The following is a 17,344-nucleotide window of genomic DNA, read 5'->3' on the forward strand; positions in this document are numbered from 1 at the left end:
GGAGTCCACTATGAATGCCTTGACCCAACCGATTGCTGCCGGGCAACCCCTGGCCAAGAGTCAGCACGACTTGCACAACGCCCGCAGTTTGCTCGATGCGACCCTGCGCTTCGTTCGTCAGCAGAGCAAAACCACGGACGATCCGTTTGTCATCAGTCGCTTCGGCGATGCGTACATCCGCATCGAAGTTGCCGCCGCGCTGCTCGAACGTGCGGAGGAGTTTTTGAATAGCCATGAAGATGCCACTGAGGTCAGCGTCGCCATTGCCGAGTCTCACCTTGCCAGTGCAGAGGCGCTGAGTGCGGTCAGCAGTGCTGAATTCGAACTGACTGGGCAACGCACTGTGTTGCCTGGATCGCTGCAGGATCCGTTGCGCTGGAAGCTTCACCTTATTGGCAATTTTCGACTGAATGGCATACATCCGGCGAAGTTTTCTTAGGTAGCTTCCGGACAAATAAAAAAGTTTTTCGACAACAACTCCAAGCCTGTCGCAATGACAGGCTTTGTCGTAGCCGAATTCTTGCTCGACGCGGCCAGTTAAACCTCCGTTACCACTCGTCTGAAACGCATGTTGACCTGTTATTTCTAACAGTAGACGGCCTTGTGTTGTCGGCCTTATATGTATCGCAGTGCAAGATCTTGCACTAAGCAGGTTGGCGCTGAAATCCGAATAAATCGGAACTTCATATTTTATTTTTAAGAGGGCGCGGGAAATGTCAAAAGAACAGCCAGAGCTTGATGCACCAAAAGTTGAAGTGACGAAGTCGGATTTTGTAATTGATACCCCTTCGTCGACAGATAAAATTACCAAGGAGGGTTACTGGGTCCACTGCTGGGGTAAGCCGGCGACAGAAAAGTACTTTTATGCGCTAAACTCACAGAGAGTTGAAAGAGATGGCGCAGGTGTAATTAGTAAAATTAGTAAGGATAACGAGATCCTTCGTGGCCATAAACTTGTGGATTTTAAATTTACTCTGGAGAATCAAGACACTGACAGGTTGGGTAAATCAAAGGTCACTTCAGTTGCAAGCTAAAGCTCTCGATTCTCAGCAGTAAATATGTAAGTCAGTGCTCTTTTCTGTCTGCGGATTAGAGCACTGCCAATTGCAGGTGTTGCTCTGCAAACAGTTATTCAGCATTTTGTGTTGTCGGATGGCTCTCTGTTTAAAATCTCACCGTATGAAGTATAGAAAACAAGCTGTTCATCCATTCTGGCGCGACTCCTGCATTAGGACTCTCATGTCCATCAGGAGTCCGAAAGTCATGTTGTCCACTTCTGCTATTCCCCGTTTTAATCGCACTATCGCCTGCGCGGTTTCAGGAGTATTGCCTGATGCCTCGTGAAATCCGCCTCAACGCTTTCGACATGAACTGCGTCGGTCACCAGTCGCCCGGTTTATGGGCGCACCCACGGGACCGCTCGTGGCAGTACAAAGACCTCGAATACTGGACCGATCTGGCGAAAATCCTCGAGCGCGGCAAGTTCGACGGGTTGTTCATCGCCGACGTGCTCGGCATCTACGACGTCTACAACGGCAACGGTGACGCGGCGATTCGTCAGGCGGCGCAGGTGCCGGTCAACGATCCGCTGCAACTGATTCCGCCGATGGCGCTGGTCACCGAGCATCTGGGTTTCGGTTTGACCGCGTCGCTGTCGTTTGAACACCCGTATCCGTTCGCCCGACGCCTGTCGACCCTCGATCACCTGACCAAGGGCCGTGCGGGTTGGAACATCGTCACCTCGTACCTGGAGAGTGGCGCGAAGAACCTCGGGCAGAAAAACCAGACCGAACACGACGCCCGCTACGACTTCGCCGAAGAGTACCTGGAGGTTTGCTACAAACTCTGGGAAGGCAGTTGGGAGGAGGGCGCGATCCTGCGGGATCGCGAGCGTCGAATTTTCAGTGACCCGAGCAAAATTCACGAGATCCAGCACGTCGGCAAACACTTCCAGGTGCCGGGCATTCACCTCTGCGAACCTTCACCGCAACGTACGCCCGTGCTGTACCAGGCCGGTGCATCGAGTCGCGGCAAGCAGTTCGCCGCTGAACATGCCGAATGCGTGTTTGTGGCGGCGCCGTCGAAAGTGCTGCTGAAAAAGACCGTGGCCGACATCCGTCGTCGCGCCGCCGAGGCCGGGCGCGATCCGTCGAAGATCCTGATCTTCAACCTGCAAACGGTGATCCTCGGTGAGACTGATGCCAAGGCCAAAGCCAAGTTCGAGGAATACAAAACCTGGGTCAGCTACGAAGGTGCGATGGCATTGATTTCGGGCTGGACCGGGATCGATTTCAGTCAGTTCAAACCGGATGAACCGCTCAAGCATGTGCACACCAACGCCATCCAATCGGCGGTGGAAGCGTTCTCCACGGCCGATCCGAACAAGGTCTGGACGCCGAATGAACTGGCGGACTGGGTCGGGATTGGCGGGTTTGGTCCGCTGTTTGTCGGCAGTCCCGAAACAGTTGCCGATCTTTTGCAGGAGTGGGTCGAGGAGACCGATGTGGACGGCTTCAACCTGGCCTATGCGCTGACGCACGAAACCTTTATCGACGCCGTGGAACTGCTGGTGCCGGAGTTGCAGAAGCGTGGGGTCTACAAGACCGAGTACGCACTGGGGACCTTGCGCGAGAAGTTGTTCGGGGAGGGGGCGCGGTTGCCGGAGATACATCCGGGGGCGGGGTATCGGGATTTGGCGGGGTTGCGGCAGCAGGAGAGGAAGGTGGTGTCTGCCTAGACGCCATCGTCGGAACGCCGCCCGCAGCAAGCCGGCTCCTACAGGGTTTTGTGTCATGCACAAATATCGCTGGCGACACGAAACCTGTGGGAGCGAGCCTGCTCGCGAAGGGGCCGGCACATCCAGCATTGATGTCGGCTGTCACGCCGCCATCGCCGGCAAGCCGGCTCCTACAGGGTTTTGTGTCATGCACAAATATCGCTGGCGACACGAAACCTGTGGGAGCGAGCCTGCTCGCGAAGGGGCCGGCACATCCAGCATTGATGTCGGCTGTCACGCCGCTATCGCCGGCAAGCCGGCTCCTACAGGATTCGTGTTGTGGATGATATTTGCAGACAACACAAAACCCTGTAGGAGCGGGCTTGCCCGCGAAGAGGCCGGTACATCCTGCATTGATGTCGGCTGTCACGCCGCTATCGCCGGCGAGCCGGCTCCTACAGGGTTTTGTGTCGTGCACAAATATTACTGGCGACACGAAACCTGTGGGAGGGAGCCTGCTCGCGAAGAGGCCGGCACATCCAGCATTGATGTCGGCTGTCACGCCGCCATCGCCAGCAAGCCGGCTCCTACAGGGTTCGTGTTGTGGATGATATTTGCAGACAACACAAAACCCTGTAGGAGCGAGGCTTGCCCGCGAAGAGGCCGGTACATCCTGCATTGATGTCGGCTGTCACGCCGCCATCGCCGGCGAGCCGGCTCCTACAGGGGATGGTGGTGATTTAGAGATTTTGGCCCAGCGGACCACCGCACGCTTTTGCCCATGAACAGGAGGTCAACCCATGAGCGTGCATGAACTCAAACGTCCGCCCTTTGCGGACACCGCCGAGTGGCGGGTCGAGCTGCCCACGGCGCTGGAGCAATTGCGCCACTGGGCGCAGGTCAGTCCGTTGCAGCCGGCGCTGCGTCACAAGCGCCATGGCCAGTGGTTTGTCTGGCGCTGGATCGATGCCCTGCGCGATGTCGAACGCTTGGCCGACGGCTTGCGCCAACAAGGTTTTACCGAAGATTCGCGGTTGGCCCTCAGCGGCGCGTTCGAACCGAATCTGTTGCTGCTGGCCCTGGCCGCACAACACATCGGCGGGCAGTTGCTGACCCTGCCGGACAACCTCGACCCCGAGTCCCTGCACAAAACCCTCTGGCGCAGCGGGCCCACCCACGCCTTCGTTCAAGGCCGGCAGACCCGGCAACTGTGGCTCAATCAGGGCCAAACGCTGCTGAACTTCAACGATCTGCTTGGCTCGGTCGACACTCCTCAGCGCCTCAACCGTTGGCGCCAGAACGCGCAACTGTGGAGCGAAGAGAGCACGCAATGGCAGGCCGGCCTGACGGTGTTGCTTGAGCAATGGCTGAGCAGCGGTCAATCCCTGGCTTTCCCGGAAAGCCCCGGCAGTGCCAGTCGCGACCGTCGTGAGGTGGCGCCTTCGGGGCTGCTGCTGTCGGCCGAACGCCTGCAACTGCTGGCCGAGGAAATCGACAGTCGCCTCGCCGCGCAAGGCACCTGGCGTCGACGTCTTTGCGAGTGGGCCATCGCTCACCCGGAAAAAGGCCTGCAACGCCTGATCAAGAACCGCGTTCGGCGACTGCTCGGTTTTCACAACCTGCATTACATCTGGCAAGCCACGCGCACGCCTGAGGTGAAAGCCGCGCCAACCTGGCTCACTGAATTCAAACAGGACATCGCATGACTTCGACCGATTCCATCCTGCAAGTCAGCGGCATTTCCCTGTCCTTCAAAGGCGTGAAAGCGATCAACGAGCTGTCCTTCGACGTGCGTCGGGGCGAGATCTGCGCGCTGATCGGCCCCAACGGCGCGGGCAAGAGTTCGCTGCTCAACGTGCTGAACGGCGTGTACCGCTTCGACGCCGGTTCGATTGTCTTTGAGCAACAGCCGTTCAAACGCATCGACCCGTTGACCGCTGCGCGCCGAGGCATTGGCCGCACGTTCCAGAACAACGCGTTGTTCAAGAAAATGAGCGTGATCGACAACATCCTCACCGGCCTGTCGCGGCACTTGCGCAGCAGCTTCATCGAACAGGCACTCAACCTGCCGCGAGCACGCCGCGAGGCCGAAGCCTTCCGCCAACAAGCCCAGGGCATTCTCGAATTCCTTGAGCTGCAGGCGCATCGCGATGTGCCGGTGGGCAATCTGTCCTACGGCCTGCAAAAACGCGTAGAGCTCGGCCGCGCCTTGATCGCCGGCCCGCGCCTGTTGCTGCTGGATGAGCCGATGGCCGGAATGAACGCCGAAGAGAAACAGGAAATGGCCCGTTTCATCGCCGACATCAACCGCGATCTCGGCACCACGGTGGTGTTGATCGAGCACGACATGAGCGTGGTCATGGGCCTGTCCGACCACGTCGTGGTCCTCGATTACGGGCGCAAGGTCGGTGACGGCACGCCGGCCGAAGTTCAGGCCGATCCCGAAGTGATCGCGGCGTATCTGGGAGTGGTGCACTGATGACGTTCTTCTTCGAAACCCTGCTCGGCGGCTTGCTCGCCGGGACCATGTATTCGCTGGTCGCCATCGGCTTCGTGCTGATCTACAAGGCCAGCGGCGTGTTCAATTTTGCCCAGGGCGCGATGCTGTTGTTCGCCGCGCTGACCTTCGTCAGCCTGCACGATCAGGGTGTGCCGTTTGCCCTGGCGCTGTTGCTGACCGTAGTGGTGATGATCATCGGCGCGTTGCTGATCGAACGGCTGGTGCTGCGGCCACTGGTCAACCGCTCGCAGATCACCTTGTTCATGGCCACGCTTGGGCTGTCCTTCATCATCGAAGGCCTGGCACAAGGCTTGATGGGCTCGCAAGTGCGGGCGCTGGACTTAGGGATAGACGACGTGCCGGTGTTCATCGGCGGGATGATGGTCAGCCAGTTCGACCTGATCGCCGCGGCGGCGGCCATTGTGCTGGTGACGGTGCTGGCGTTGTTGTTCAACAAGACCCGCATCGGCGTGTCGTTGCGGGCGGTGGCGGATGACACCACCGCCGCGTTGTCGATCGGCATCAACCTCAACCGGATCTGGCAGATCGTCTGGGCCGTGGCCGGGGTTGTCGGGTTGGTGGCGGGACTGCTTTGGGGCGCTCGCCAAGGGGTGCAGTTTTCGCTGTCGCTGGTGGTGCTCAAAGCGTTGCCGGTGCTGATCATCGGTGGCTTCACCTCGATTGGCGGGGCCATCGTCGGTGGGCTGATTGTCGGCGCGGCGGAGAACCTCGCCGAGGTCTACATCGGCCCGCTGATCGGCGGCGGCATCACACCGTGGTTCGCCTATGTCCTGGCCCTGGCCTTCCTGTACATCCGTCCCGCCGGCCTGTTCGGCGAGCGCGCCATCGAGCGAGTCTGAACCCATGACCATTTCCCTTGCCCGCGAAACCGCGCCGTCGGTGTTGATCCAGCGTCGTATCCCGTTTGGACTGCTTGGCCTGTTATTGATCGCCTTCGTGGTCGTGCCGCTGACCGGCAACGACTATTGGCTGAACGCAATCCTGATCCCGTTTCTGGTGCTGTCCCTGGCCGGCCTCGGCCTGAATCTGCTCACCGGATACACCGGCCAGACCTCGGTCGGCGCGGCCGGGTTCATGGCGGTCGGGGCGTTTGCCACGTATGGGTTTTTGCTGCGCTTGCCTGAACTGGGCTTGCCCGTCGCGCTGCTCGGCGGTGGGTTGATCAGCGCGGTGGTGGGGTTTGTTTTCGGCCTGCCAAGTTCGCGGATCAAAGGCTTTTACCTGATGGTCACCACGCTGGCGGCGCAGTTTTTCCTGGAGTGGCTGTTCGTCAAATTCCCCTGGTTCTACAACTACGGTTCGTCCGGGACCATTTCCGCACCGAAACTGGCGCTGTTCGGCCACGACCTGAACACGCCGCTCGGACGCTATCTGCTGACCCTGACCACCGTACTGTTGCTGACCTGGGTGGCGGTGAACCTGGTGAAAAGCCAGATCGGCCGCAACTGGATGGCGATCCGCGACATGGACACAGCCGCAGCGGTAATCGGCATTCCGGTGGTGCGCTACAAACACCTGGCGTTCGCCGTCAGTTCGTTCTACCTCGGCATCGCCGGGGCGCTGTGGGCCTTCGCCTACCTGGGCACTGCCAGCGCCAGCAGTTTCGATATCAACCGGTCGTTCCAGATCCTGTTCATCATCATTATCGGCGGGATGGGCAGCATCGCCGGCAACTTTGTCGGCGCCGCGTTCATCAGCCTGTTGCCGATTCTGCTCAGCCACGCCGGACAAGCCTTGTCCGGCGGTTCGGTGGACGCCGGGCAGTTGCAGAACCTGCAAAAAATCATCTTCGGCGTGCTGATCATCCTGTTCCTGATCAAGGAACCGGAAGGCCTGATCCGCCTGCTGGGCAACCTTCGTGAACGGCTGAGCCACTGGCCGCTGCGCTTCTGAATCCTTTCCATTATTAGATAGAGAGACAACATGCGTGCATCCTTGAAACGTTCGTTGGTCGGCGCCGCTTTGACGCTGGCCGTTTTCAGCAGTGCAGTGCCGGTGGTCCAGGCCTCGGCGGACCAGCAATTCTTCCCGTTGGCCACCTATCGCGTCGGCGCCTACGCCTCCAGCGGCGTGCAGGTGTGGGCCGGGATGCTCGATTACCTGAACTACATCAACGATGTGGAAGGCGGAATCAACGGCGTCAAACTGGTGTGGCAGGAATGCGAAACCGAGTGGACGGCGGAGAAGGGCATCGAGTGCTACGAGCGCTTCAAGAAAGGCCTGGATGGCGCGCCGGTGGCAATCTATTCACCCAACGGCGCGCCGGCGGCCTATGCGTTGAGCGAGCGCGCGGAAGTCGACAAGATCCCGCTGATCACCCTCGGCTACGGGCGCACCGAAGCCACCGACGGCACGGTGTTCCCCTACAACTTCCCGGCGATGCTGACCTTCTATAGCGAGGCATCGAGCCTGATCAATTACATCGCTCAGCGCGAGGGCGGTTTCGACAAGCTCAAGGGCAAGAAGATTGCCACGGTCTATCACGACTCCGCGTATGGCCGGGAAACCCTCGGCCCGCTGAAACTGTTGGCGGAGAAATACGGCTTCGAGAACATCCAGATTCCGGTGGCCGATCCGGGTAACGAGCAATCGGCACAATGGCGGCAGATTCGCCAGGTCAACCCGGACTGGGTGTTCCTGCGAACCTGGGGCGTGTCGACGCCGGTCGCGGTGAAAACCGCCGCACGATTTGGCTTCCCTGTGGACCACATCATTGGCGACATCTGGGCCAGTTCCAGCGAAGACGTTTTGCCCGCAGGCGCCGCCGCGAAGGGTTATCTGGCGCTGACGCCATACCCCGCAGGCGCTGATTTCGAGATCCACAAACGCCTCAAGCAATTCATCCTCGACAAGGGCAAGAGCGACCTCAAGGACCTGAAAAATTTCGGCAGCGTCTACTACAACTCCGGGCTGGTGAATGCCGCTGTCATGGTGGAAGCGATCCGTACTGCGCAAGGCAAATTCGGCAAGCGTCCGCTGAACGGCGAAGAAGGCCGCTGGGGTCTGGAACACCTGAACATCGACGATGCGCGGCTCAAGGACATGGGTTATTTCGGCCTGATGCAAAACCTCAAATTGTCCTGCAAGGATCACGAGGGCGGCGGTTCGGCGCGGGTACAGCAGTGGGACGGCGCGAACTGGACGCTGATCAGCGACTGGATCGCCGCCGACCGCGCCTTGCTGCGGCCGTTGATCGATGAAAAATCCGCCGCGTTCGCCAAGGAAAAAGGCCTGACGCCACGCACCTGCACCGGGGATGAATAAACCATGAGCCAAGCCGCCAGCGACATTGCCGCCAATGACCTGTTGCGAGTCAATGACATCGAGGTGATCTACGACGGCGCGATCCTGGCCGTGGCCGGGGTTTCACTGACGGTGCCCAAGGGCGGCATCGTCGCGTTGCTCGGTGCCAACGGCGCGGGAAAAAGCACCACGCTGAAGGCGATTTCCGGGCTGGTGCGGGCCGAGCGGGCGCAAGTCAGTCGCGGCACGATCGAGTTTCTCGGTCGCGATACGGCGGGTGTCGATCCCAGTCTGCGGGTGCGCCAAGGGATGGTGCACGTGCTGGAAGGTCGCCACGTGTTCCCGCAGTTGACGGTCGAAGACAACCTGCGCAGTGGCGGCTTCGTGCGCGGCTTGAACCGCCAGGACCTGGCCCGGGACCTGGAGCGGATTTACGCCTGGTTCCCGCGCCTGAAAACCAAGCGCAAGACCCAGGCAGGGCTGACGTCCGGTGGCGAGCAGCAGATGGTCGCCATCGGCCGGGCGTTGATGACACGTCCTACTTTGGTACTGCTTGATGAACCTTCCATGGGTTTGGCGCCTATTATCGTCCAGGAGATTTTCGAGATCGTCGCCCAGCTCAATCGTGACGAGCATGTGAGCTTTCTGATTGCCGAGCAAAACATTAATGTGGCGCTCAAGTACGCCTCTCAGGCCTATGTCCTCGACACCGGCCGGGTGGTGTTGTCCGGCAGCAGCGAGGCGCTGTTGGCGCGGGGCGATCTGCATGACTTTTATCTAGGTAAACACTGAGCAGTGAGAACGCCATGACTGAAACCCAACGCGGACAGGCGACCGACGCCATCCGCCACGCGGACATCCTGATCGTCGGCGGTGGCCTTAGCGGCGCGATGCTGGCGGCGCAGTTGTTGCGCCTGCCCGGCAGACGTTCGTTGCTGGTGATCGAGCCCCGGGCAGAACTTGGACGGGGTGAGGCCTACAGCGCGGTCGAGTTGGGCCATACGCTCAACGGCAACGCGGCGCGCATGAGCGTCGACCCGGACAACGCCGACGACCTGACGCAATGGTTGACCGAGTACATCGCCGGCGGTGGCTGGTCGGAGTCCGATGAGCAGCATGTGCCGGTCAGCGAACTGTTTCCGCCCCGGGGGATTTTCGGGTTGTACGTGCAGCAACGGTTGGCCGAAGCGCAGGCGCTGGGCGCGTTGAATGGCTCGACGGTCGAGCATGTGCGGGCCGAGGTGGTGGACCTGCAGACGCTGGATGATTCGGTGCGGTTGAGCTTGAGTGACGGCCAGCGGTTGCAGGGTGCTTATGCGGTGCTGGCGACCGGGATGTTTCCGGCTGCGCGCACGCCACAGACCGAGTCCAGTGGCTTGAACGCTGCGGCGCTTGATCCCTGGGATGTTGCCGCGATGCGTGAGCTGGATCCGCTATCGACAGTGTTGATCATCGGTTCGGGCCTGACCATGGTCGATGCCGTGGTGTCGCTGGAACAGGCCGGGCATCGCGGGTCGATCGAAGTGTTTTCCCGGCATGGCTTGCTGCCGCACGTGCGTCGACAACCACCGGCGTGGGTGGATTTTCTTGCCGAGGATCACAGCATTCGTACGCCGCGACAGTTGGTGCGAGCACTGCGTCGGCATTGCCGGGATGCCATTGAACAGGGTATCGACTGGCAGGCGCCACTGGATACGGTGCGGGTGCATATCGGTCGGTTGTGGAGTCAGGCGACGGATGGGCAGCGTCGGCAGTTTGTGCGGCATGTGCGGCCGTGGTGGGAAAGTCATCATCACCGGTCGCCGCCGTTGAGTGCCGAGTTGGTTGCGCGATTGCACGGGGAAGGGCGGTTGCGGATTCAGGCGGCTTCGTTCAAAGGGCTGGAGCCGGCTTCGGGTGGTGTCAGTATCCGTATTCGTCGCCGTGGTGAAGCGCAAACGGTTGTCGTCAGTGGCGCGGCGTTGATCAATTCCAGTGGCATTGAGTATGACTGGCGACGGGTGGCGCGACCGTTGCCGCAGCAGCTGTTGGCCCGTGGGTTGGTGCGGCCGGGGCCGTTGGCGTTGGGGATTGCGGCGGCGGTTGATGGCGCGGTGCTGGGGGGGGATGGGCAGGTTGCGAGTCGACTGTTTGCCATGGGGCCGCCGTTGCGGGGGATGTGGTGGGAGAGTACGGCGGTGACTGACGTGGCTAGTCAGGCCAAGGCTTTGGCTTTGCGCTTGGTTGGGGGTTAGGTTGGGGGTATATCCGTTTTTTTTGTGATGGCTGGTATTGGTTTCGCCCTTACGGCGAGTCACTTTGGAAAAGCCTGTACGGACCGGACACATGGTTGACGGGTGTGCGGGGACATGGTGGACACTTTTCGGCGAGCCAACTTCGCCGGGAATCCATCATGCCCTGGGACACGAGAGATACCATGAGCCTGAAAGAAGAGTTTGTTGCCTTAGCACGGCAACCCGGCAGCAATAAACGAGAACTGTGTCGACGGTTCGGCATCAGTCCGCAAACGGCCTACAAGTGGCTCAACCGCTACGAGACACACGGTCAGTCGGGACTGCAAGAGAAGTCCCGCAGACCTGCAACCAGCCCCAAGCTGACCCCTGCTGCTTTGGAGGCCGAAGTCTTAGCCCTCAGGCAAGAACATCCCGCATGGGGCGGACGCACAATCAGCATCATCTTGAAAAAGCAGATCGCTCCCAGCACCGTCACCAATGTCCTGCGCAGGCACGGGCTGATTCAGCCTGCTCAGAATGAGCAAGAGGCCAAGCTGAGATTTGAACACGATGCGCCTAACGATCTGTGGCAGATGGATTTCAAGGGGCACTTCTCAACGCAAGAAGGCCGATGCCACCCCCTGACTTTGTTGGACGACCACTCACGATTCAATTTGGCTATTCAGGCCTGCGATAACGAGCGCGGAGCCACGGTGAAGGAAAAGATGATTGAGGTATTCCAGCGCTTCGGATTACCAGCACGCATCAATGTTGATAACGGCCCGCCATGGGGCTCACCGCGCAACCCAGGTGAAATCACAGAGCTGAGTATCTGGCTGATTCGTTTAGGAATCCGGATCAGCTTCAGCCGCCCTTACCATCCCCAAACCAATGGGAAGATCGAGCGCTTCCACCGTTCACTCAAAGCCGAAGTGCTTGAGGGGCGTCAATTTTCCACGGTCAAGGAGGCTCAATCCGCGTTTGATCGATGGCGGGAGGTTTATAACCTGCAACGGCCTCATCAAGCGTTGAACTATCAAGTGCCGATGGACCGGTATCGCTCTAGCCCCTGGGCTTATCCGCAGCAACTATCGGAGTTTGAATACGGGCCGGACGATGTGTTGGCCAAGGTTTATCACAGCCGATTTCGCTTTCAGAAACGCTATTTCAGCATCGCCAAGGGCTTGGTTGGGCAGCACATCGCAATACGGCCCAACCCTGAAAGAAATGGACTCTTTGACGTCTACTTCTGCCATCACTTCCTAAGAACGTTCGACGTGAGCAAACCTGACTATGGGTCATAATGTGTCAACCATGTCCCCGCACATGTGTCCACCATGTGTCCGGTCCGTACAAAAAGCCCCAAAGTAACCAAAGGGCTCTTGCCCCTTTCGTTCGGTGCCTCGCTAATGCTCGGCATGCCCTCGCTCCGGTCCTGCTCCGTGGGCCCGCCGCGATCGGCCATCCTTGGCCGTGCGCGGCTAACCCGGCATCCATGCCGGGTTGCCCCACTACGCAGAACCTCCACTCAGCCTCTCGAGGGGGCGTGTACCTCAAGATCAAAAGCTGAAGGCGAGCTAACGCTCGACCTGATGAGTGGTGAAAATCAAAAGCAAACGCGATTCCCTGTAGGAGCCGGCTTGCTGGCGATGGCGGTGTGTCAGTCAACGTATGTATTGGCTGGACGGACGCCATCGCCAGCAAGCCGGCTCCTACAGGGGAATGCGTAAGTGTCCGAAATTAGTGGGCCACCACAAGATCAAATGCCAAAGCCAAAGCCAAAGCCAAAGCCAAAGCGAGGCGGCTTGCCAACCGACCTGTCTCTTTGATCGTACGCATTCCCCTGTAGGAGCCAGCTTGCTGGCGATGGACGTCAACGATAACGCGTGCTGTCTGAATGAACGCGTTGTCCGGACGTTTTTCGCGGGCAAGCCTCGCTCCTACAGGGAATCGCGTACGCTTTTGATTTCCACCACTCATCAGGTCGAGCGTTAGCTCGCCTTCCGCTTTTGATCTGAGCGCCCCCTCGAGAGGCCGAGTGGAGGTTCTGCGTAGTGGGCAACCCGGCATGGATGCCGGGTTAGCCGCCCCCGGCCAAGGATGGCCGATGGCGGCGGGCCCACGGAGCAGGACCGGAGCGAGGGCATGGCGAGCCTTAGCGAGCCACCGAACGAAAGGGGCAAGAGCGCTTGGTTACTTGGCGCTCTTCCAAGTGACTCGCCGTAAGGGCGAAACCAATATCAGCCATCACAAAAAAAAACGGATATGCCCCCAAACAAAGAAACCCCGAAAAGACCAAATCCTCCCGGGGTTTCCTATTCAAAGCCGCACAAACCAGCCAATCAATAACGCTGATACTTGGACCCAAACTCAGGACGGTTTTCAGCGACATACAACGTACTCGCCTGAGTGTCTTTACGATCAACACCAACCGTATTCACATTCAACGTAGCCGGCTGACTGACCTTCGCCGCCGCCACCACCGGCAAAGAAGCGTGAGGCGCCGCGATGGCCGATGTAGCACCAAGAACCGAAAGGACGAAACCAAGACCGATAATGCTTTTCATGATGTTGCTCCAGAACTGTGGGAAGAAGATGGGCCCACAGTAGTCCTGGAGCATCACGATGAAAAAACACCCTCACGCATAGTCTTTATCGAGAACGTTGATCCACGCCGTCAGCGTGGTGTGCGGTCTGCCAGCCAGCGCTGCTTGAGCTGTTCCAGGCGCCCGTCCTGGCGCATCGTGTTCAGCGCCTGTTGCCAGCGCGCAATCTGACGCGGGTCGCTCAACGGCGAAAAAGCGATATAGGTGGCTTCCTTCATCAGCGGTATCTGGTAGTGCAACTGCTCAGGTGGCACTCCTTCTTCACGGGCCATGGTGGCGACGGAAAGGGTGTCGGCCACCACGAACTCCGCGCGACCCAGGCGGGCCAGACGCATCATTTGTTCGGGGGTTTCCACGCCGTACAGATTGTTCACATCCTGCTTCTGCAAGTAGCTGTAGACCAGCCATTTTCGCGGAACGGCAATGCGGCCCTGATGACCGGCCTCCAGCAGACTGCGCACCGGTTGCCGGGTACTTTCAGTGGAATACAGAGCGGTTTCCACCTCCATCAGCGGACCGACCCACTGATACTGGCCATCACGCTCGGCAGTGCGCAACACGGTGAACACCCCTGTGGTGGGCTCGGTGCTGGCCACATGCAAGGCGCGCAGTAGCGGGACTTGCTGAAAGTGCACCTGGTCGCCAGCCATGTCGGCCAGTGCCTGCACCACGTCCACGCCAAACCCCACCAGCTGATTACCCTGCTGGAAATGCAGGGGCGGGTGGTTGTCAGTCAGCATGTTCAGGTCTGCCGCGACCGCAGTGAACGTCAAAAGAGACAGCAGGCAAACGGCGATGCGCTTCATGAATCGTCCTTGATCGAATGAGGCACGAAGCTTAGTACGAGCGTGCAGTCACTGTCCCGCGCAATTGAGCGGGCTTTTGCGTCAGACCTGAGGATTTATAGGTATCACTCGCTCCCACAGGGGATCTTTGTTGCGACGTGGATCGCGATCAATACCGCTGATATTTCGAACCGAACTCTGCGCGGTTTTCCGCCACGATCACGCCGCCGCGTACGGCGTTGTCCGGGCTGATCAGGGCGACACGTTCACGCAGTTCCTGCAGGCGATCGGCACCGCCTTCGGCGACACGTTCACGCAGCTCTTGCAGGCGATCGGCACCGCCTTCAGCTACGCGGTTCTGTTGCAGCCGATCCGAGCCACCTTCCACCAGCAGTTGCTGGATCTGGCTGTGGGACACCGCGCTCACGGTGCTGGCCGAGGCCAGATTCGACAGGCCGAGACCACCGACCAGTGCCAGACCGAGTGCCAGGGAAGAAACTTTCGAGAAATTGATCATGGTGATTCTCCGTGCGTTTAGTTTGAGTGGGTCGGTAGCTGCTGCTGCTATCCGGTGATCACAGTTAAACGCCCGGGTGTATCGGTGATGTGTGCTCGAACCCGGCGAAATCGCTGTCTGCGTATCTGTCGCGGGTTCTTATACAGACGGATACAAAACCCTTCGGATGTGAAGGGCGATCGTGTTCAGCGCCAGGCTCGCTTCATGATTCTGCGCCGAGCATTTCCACCGGGTAGGAGAACACATAGCCTTCGCTGCGCACGGTCTTGATGTAGGTCGACTCGCGCGAGTCATCCATCAAGCGTTGGCGCAAACGGCTCACCAGCAAATCGATTGAGCGATCGAACAGGTCGGCATCGCGTCCCTGGGTCAGGTTGAGCAACTGGTCGCGGCTGAGTACCCGTTGCGGGTGATCGAGGAATACGCGCAACAAGCGGTACTCGGCACCACTGAGGGCCACCATCGTGTTGTCTTCGTCGAGTAGATGGCGGGCAGTCGTGTCGAGGCGCCAGCGGCCGAAACCCAACAGTCGGCCACTTTCGGTGATCAGCAGGTTGGGCGGCAGCATTCGCGTACGGCGCAATACGGCGTTGATCCGCGCCAGCAACTCGCGGGCGGCGAAGGGTTTGGTCAGGTAGTCGTCGGCGCCCATTTCCAGGCCGAGGATGCGATCGGTTTCGTCGTTGCGTGCGGTGAGCATCAGGATCGGCGTCGCTTTATGTTTGCCCGAGCGCAACTCGCGGCACAGCACCAGGCCGTCATCGCCGGGCATCATGATGTCCAGCACGATCAGGTCCACCTGATTGGCTTCCAGAAAACTGCGCATCTGCCGGCCGTCGGCAACCACCGTGGTACGCAGGCCGTTCTTCTTCAGGTAATTGCCGACCAGCTCGCGAATCTCCCGGTCGTCGTCGACGATCAGGATGTGGTTTACATGTTCCATTGCTCAACCCTCTTGTTATTCGCACGTTGCGCATTCTAGGCAGCCACGGTGCACCTGCCCACAGGCTTTGTATCACAGTGTATCCGCTGCCCTGTTTGACACCTTACGCCTTAATACCGCGGGTTCTAAGACACATGGCAGATACCTCGGGTCGATTAAATGGGCTCCATCGAGACAACACGATTTGCCTCGCAACCATTGCCCATTGCAACCCTGAGGAATTCACCATGAACTGGAACAAACTGATTGCCGCCAGCTTCTTCGCCGTCCTGAACGTTGCCGCATTTTCGGCCCATGCCGATGTTCAAGCCCCGGCGCAGACCACGGCGTACGGCACGCACCTGGATATCAAGAAGGTTGTTTCCATCGTCGACAACGGCGGCGGCACCTGCGGCATTGTCGATGCCCGCTTGACCTACCTCGATTCCAATGGCGCACAGAAAGTCGTCGGGTACAGCAAATTCGCAGACTGCGCGAATCAGGGCGGCTGATCTTTCCACTACGCTCATCGCTGTCGATGTCGAGCAACGCACCGTCTGCTCAGCGCCCCGCGATGGCTGATTCATGTCGTCCAAACACCCGATCAATGACTTGCAGGGATATCACCATGAAGATCAATGTGTTGAGCAGTACCTCCGCCTCGCGTCGTCGCCGTCTCCTTGGCCCCTCGGTCCTCGCGTTCGCGCTGATGCAGCTCGGTGCTCTCGGGGCTGCCAGTGCGCAAGCCGCGACTGCCGAGCCCGTGGTGGCGAGTGCTGCGACCCTCAAGGCGGACACGTTCGGCCCGCTCAAGCATGTCAATGCCGGGTTGCTGAGTGTGGCGTACGCCGAAGTCGGCCCCGCCGATGGGCCGGTGGTGATTCTTCTGCACGGCTGGCCGTACGACATTCACAGCTACAGCGAAGTGGCGCCGTTGTTGGCGGCCAAGGGTTACCGGGTGTTGATCCCGTACGCACGGGGCTACGGTGACACGCATTTCCTGTCCGACAAGACTGTTCGCAACGGCCAGCCTGCGGCGTTGGCCAGTGATGTCATCGACTTCATGGATGCACTGAAGATCAAGAAAGCGGTGCTGGGTGGCTACGACTGGGGCGCGCGCTCGGCGGACATCGTGGCCGCACTTTGGCCGGAGCGGGTCGAGGCGCTGGTCGCCGTCAGCGGCTATCTGATCGGCAATCAGGCTGCGGGCAAGAACCCGCTGCCGCCCAAGGCCGAGTTGCAATGGTGGTACCAGTTCTATTTTGCAACCGAGCGCGGCCAGGCCGGCTACGAAAAGAATCGTCACGACTTCGCCAAGTTGATCTGGGAGCTGGCATCGCCAAAATGGCGCTTCGACGACGCAACGTTCGACCGCAGCGCGGCGGCCCTGGACAACCCGGATCACGTCGCTATCACGATTTTCAACTATCGCTGGCGGTTGGGCATGGTGCAGGGCGAACCCCAGTATGAAGCGCTGGAACAGCAACTGGCCAAGGCCCCGGTGATTACGGTGCCGACCATCACCATGGAAGGCGATGCCAACGGCGCGCCGCATCCGGCCGCCGAGGATTACGCCAAGCGTTTTACTGGCAAATACGAATACCGCCTCATCAGCGGCGGCATCGGCCACAACTTGCCGCAGGAAGATCCGCAAGCCTTTGCCAAGGCTGTGATCGACGCGGATAACCTGTAAAACGAAACCGGCTTGATGCGCTGCGCAAGGCTTTAGGGCCCCATCGCCAGCAAGCCGGCTCCTACAGGAATCGTGGGTGTCGGTAGTCTTTCACACGACACCAAACTGTAGGAGCCGGCTTGCTGGCG

The 17,344-nt window shown here is 59.6% G+C and carries 17 protein-coding genes; 13 read left to right on the forward strand and 4 right to left on the reverse strand.

All coding sequences use genetic code 11. The features are described from left to right. Positions 1–10: 10 nt before the first annotated feature. The 11 genes from K5R88_RS03200 (at position 11) to K5R88_RS03250 (ending at position 11,997) form a co-directional block, all read left to right on the forward strand. Complete coding sequence (locus K5R88_RS03200) at positions 11–439, forward strand: acyl-CoA dehydrogenase (protein WP_226299178.1); 429 nt, start codon at positions 11–13, stop codon at positions 437–439. 274 nt (positions 440–713) lie between these two features. Beyond that, positions 714–1,034 (forward strand): hypothetical protein, encoded by a 321-nt coding sequence (locus K5R88_RS03205; RefSeq protein ID WP_226299179.1) that lies wholly within the window; start codon positions 714–716, stop codon positions 1,032–1,034. Positions 1,035–1,333: 299 nt separating this feature from the next. Further along, positions 1,334–2,737, forward strand: coding sequence for an LLM class flavin-dependent oxidoreductase (locus tag K5R88_RS03210; protein ID WP_226299180.1), 1,404 nt, complete (start codon positions 1,334–1,336; stop codon positions 2,735–2,737). Between the two features lie 779 nt (positions 2,738–3,516). Next, the gene (locus tag K5R88_RS03215; protein WP_223452552.1) at positions 3,517–4,422 is read left to right on the forward strand and encodes an AMP-binding protein; all 906 of its coding nucleotides are present in this window, start codon (positions 3,517–3,519) and stop codon (positions 4,420–4,422) included. Continuing rightward, entirely contained in the window at positions 4,419–5,195 is a 777-nt protein-coding gene (locus tag K5R88_RS03220) for an ABC transporter ATP-binding protein (protein ID WP_192417544.1), read from the forward strand. The genes K5R88_RS03215 and K5R88_RS03220 overlap by 4 nt, the downstream gene beginning before the upstream one ends. Continuing rightward, entirely contained in the window at positions 5,195–6,076 is an 882-nt protein-coding gene (locus K5R88_RS03225; RefSeq protein WP_226299181.1) for a branched-chain amino acid ABC transporter permease, read from the forward strand. Before K5R88_RS03220 ends, K5R88_RS03225 begins: the two co-directional genes overlap by 1 nt. A gap of 4 nt (positions 6,077–6,080) precedes the next feature. After that, entirely contained in the window at positions 6,081–7,130 is a 1,050-nt protein-coding gene (locus tag K5R88_RS03230) for a branched-chain amino acid ABC transporter permease (RefSeq protein ID WP_226299182.1), read from the forward strand. Positions 7,131–7,160: 30 nt separating this feature from the next. After that, positions 7,161–8,501 (forward strand): ABC transporter substrate-binding protein, encoded by a 1,341-nt coding sequence (locus tag K5R88_RS03235; RefSeq protein ID WP_226299183.1) that lies wholly within the window; start codon positions 7,161–7,163, stop codon positions 8,499–8,501. 3 nt (positions 8,502–8,504) lie between these two features. Next, positions 8,505–9,272: an ABC transporter ATP-binding protein gene (locus tag K5R88_RS03240; RefSeq protein WP_226299184.1), complete on the forward strand. Its 768-nt coding sequence runs from the start codon at positions 8,505–8,507 to the stop codon at positions 9,270–9,272. A 14-nt stretch (positions 9,273–9,286) separates the two neighbouring features. Further along, positions 9,287–10,714 (forward strand): FAD/NAD(P)-binding protein, encoded by a 1,428-nt coding sequence (locus tag K5R88_RS03245; protein WP_226299185.1) that lies wholly within the window; start codon positions 9,287–9,289, stop codon positions 10,712–10,714. Between the two features lie 158 nt (positions 10,715–10,872). Next, on the forward strand, positions 10,873–11,997 hold the full coding sequence (locus K5R88_RS03250; RefSeq protein WP_226299186.1) for an IS481 family transposase: 1,125 nt from the start codon (positions 10,873–10,875) through the stop codon (positions 11,995–11,997). A gap of 1,038 nt (positions 11,998–13,035) precedes the next feature. Here the strand turns inward: K5R88_RS03250 and K5R88_RS03255 are convergent. The 4 genes from K5R88_RS03255 to K5R88_RS03270 all read right to left on the reverse strand — a co-directional run bounded on the left by K5R88_RS03255 (position 13,036) and on the right by K5R88_RS03270 (position 15,544). After that, positions 13,036–13,260 (reverse strand): hypothetical protein, encoded by a 225-nt coding sequence (locus K5R88_RS03255; RefSeq protein WP_192229222.1) that lies wholly within the window; start codon positions 13,258–13,260, stop codon positions 13,036–13,038. Between the two features lie 110 nt (positions 13,261–13,370). Further along, complete coding sequence (locus K5R88_RS03260; RefSeq protein ID WP_226299187.1) at positions 13,371–14,105, reverse strand: substrate-binding periplasmic protein; 735 nt, start codon at positions 14,103–14,105, stop codon at positions 13,371–13,373. Positions 14,106–14,253: 148 nt separating this feature from the next. Continuing rightward, positions 14,254–14,601, reverse strand: coding sequence for a hypothetical protein (locus K5R88_RS03265; RefSeq protein WP_226299188.1), 348 nt, complete (start codon positions 14,599–14,601; stop codon positions 14,254–14,256). A 202-nt stretch (positions 14,602–14,803) separates the two neighbouring features. Beyond that, on the reverse strand, positions 14,804–15,544 hold the full coding sequence (locus K5R88_RS03270; protein ID WP_008033593.1) for a response regulator: 741 nt from the start codon (positions 15,542–15,544) through the stop codon (positions 14,804–14,806). A 227-nt stretch (positions 15,545–15,771) separates the two neighbouring features. Between K5R88_RS03270 and K5R88_RS03275 the strand changes: the two genes are divergently transcribed. Both K5R88_RS03275 and K5R88_RS03280 read left to right on the forward strand, forming a co-directional pair. Continuing rightward, a complete protein-coding gene (locus tag K5R88_RS03275) occupies positions 15,772–16,035 on the forward strand; it encodes a DUF2790 domain-containing protein (RefSeq protein ID WP_226299189.1) in 264 nt (87 codons plus the stop codon). A gap of 116 nt (positions 16,036–16,151) precedes the next feature. Next, the gene (locus K5R88_RS03280; RefSeq protein ID WP_226299190.1) at positions 16,152–17,216 is read left to right on the forward strand and encodes an alpha/beta fold hydrolase; all 1,065 of its coding nucleotides are present in this window, start codon (positions 16,152–16,154) and stop codon (positions 17,214–17,216) included. The last annotated feature ends 128 nt before the right edge of the window (positions 17,217–17,344 follow it).

This window comes from Pseudomonas sp. MM213, from assembly GCF_020423045.1.
GTDB lineage: Bacteria > Pseudomonadota > Gammaproteobacteria > Pseudomonadales > Pseudomonadaceae > Aquipseudomonas > Aquipseudomonas migulae.

Coding starts and splice junctions, on each gene's coding strand:
- K5R88_RS03200 (WP_226299178.1), top strand. CDS start 11: ATGAATGCCTTGACCCAACCGATTGCTGCCGGGCAACCCCTGGCCAAG.
- K5R88_RS03205 (WP_226299179.1), top strand. CDS start 714: ATGTCAAAAGAACAGCCAGAGCTTGATGCACCAAAAGTTGAAGTGACG.
- K5R88_RS03210 (WP_226299180.1), top strand. CDS start 1,334: ATGCCTCGTGAAATCCGCCTCAACGCTTTCGACATGAACTGCGTCGGT.
- K5R88_RS03215 (WP_223452552.1), top strand. CDS start 3,517: ATGAGCGTGCATGAACTCAAACGTCCGCCCTTTGCGGACACCGCCGAG.
- K5R88_RS03220 (WP_192417544.1), top strand. CDS start 4,419: ATGACTTCGACCGATTCCATCCTGCAAGTCAGCGGCATTTCCCTGTCC.
- K5R88_RS03225 (WP_226299181.1), top strand. CDS start 5,195: ATGACGTTCTTCTTCGAAACCCTGCTCGGCGGCTTGCTCGCCGGGACC.
- K5R88_RS03230 (WP_226299182.1), top strand. CDS start 6,081: ATGACCATTTCCCTTGCCCGCGAAACCGCGCCGTCGGTGTTGATCCAG.
- K5R88_RS03235 (WP_226299183.1), top strand. CDS start 7,161: ATGCGTGCATCCTTGAAACGTTCGTTGGTCGGCGCCGCTTTGACGCTG.
- K5R88_RS03240 (WP_226299184.1), top strand. CDS start 8,505: ATGAGCCAAGCCGCCAGCGACATTGCCGCCAATGACCTGTTGCGAGTC.
- K5R88_RS03245 (WP_226299185.1), top strand. CDS start 9,287: ATGACTGAAACCCAACGCGGACAGGCGACCGACGCCATCCGCCACGCG.
- K5R88_RS03250 (WP_226299186.1), top strand. CDS start 10,873: ATGCCCTGGGACACGAGAGATACCATGAGCCTGAAAGAAGAGTTTGTT.
- K5R88_RS03255 (WP_192229222.1), bottom strand. CDS start 13,260: ATGAAAAGCATTATCGGTCTTGGTTTCGTCCTTTCGGTTCTTGGTGCT.
- K5R88_RS03260 (WP_226299187.1), bottom strand. CDS start 14,105: ATGAAGCGCATCGCCGTTTGCCTGCTGTCTCTTTTGACGTTCACTGCG.
- K5R88_RS03265 (WP_226299188.1), bottom strand. CDS start 14,601: ATGATCAATTTCTCGAAAGTTTCTTCCCTGGCACTCGGTCTGGCACTG.
- K5R88_RS03270 (WP_008033593.1), bottom strand. CDS start 15,544: ATGGAACATGTAAACCACATCCTGATCGTCGACGACGACCGGGAGATT.
- K5R88_RS03275 (WP_226299189.1), top strand. CDS start 15,772: ATGAACTGGAACAAACTGATTGCCGCCAGCTTCTTCGCCGTCCTGAAC.
- K5R88_RS03280 (WP_226299190.1), top strand. CDS start 16,152: ATGAAGATCAATGTGTTGAGCAGTACCTCCGCCTCGCGTCGTCGCCGT.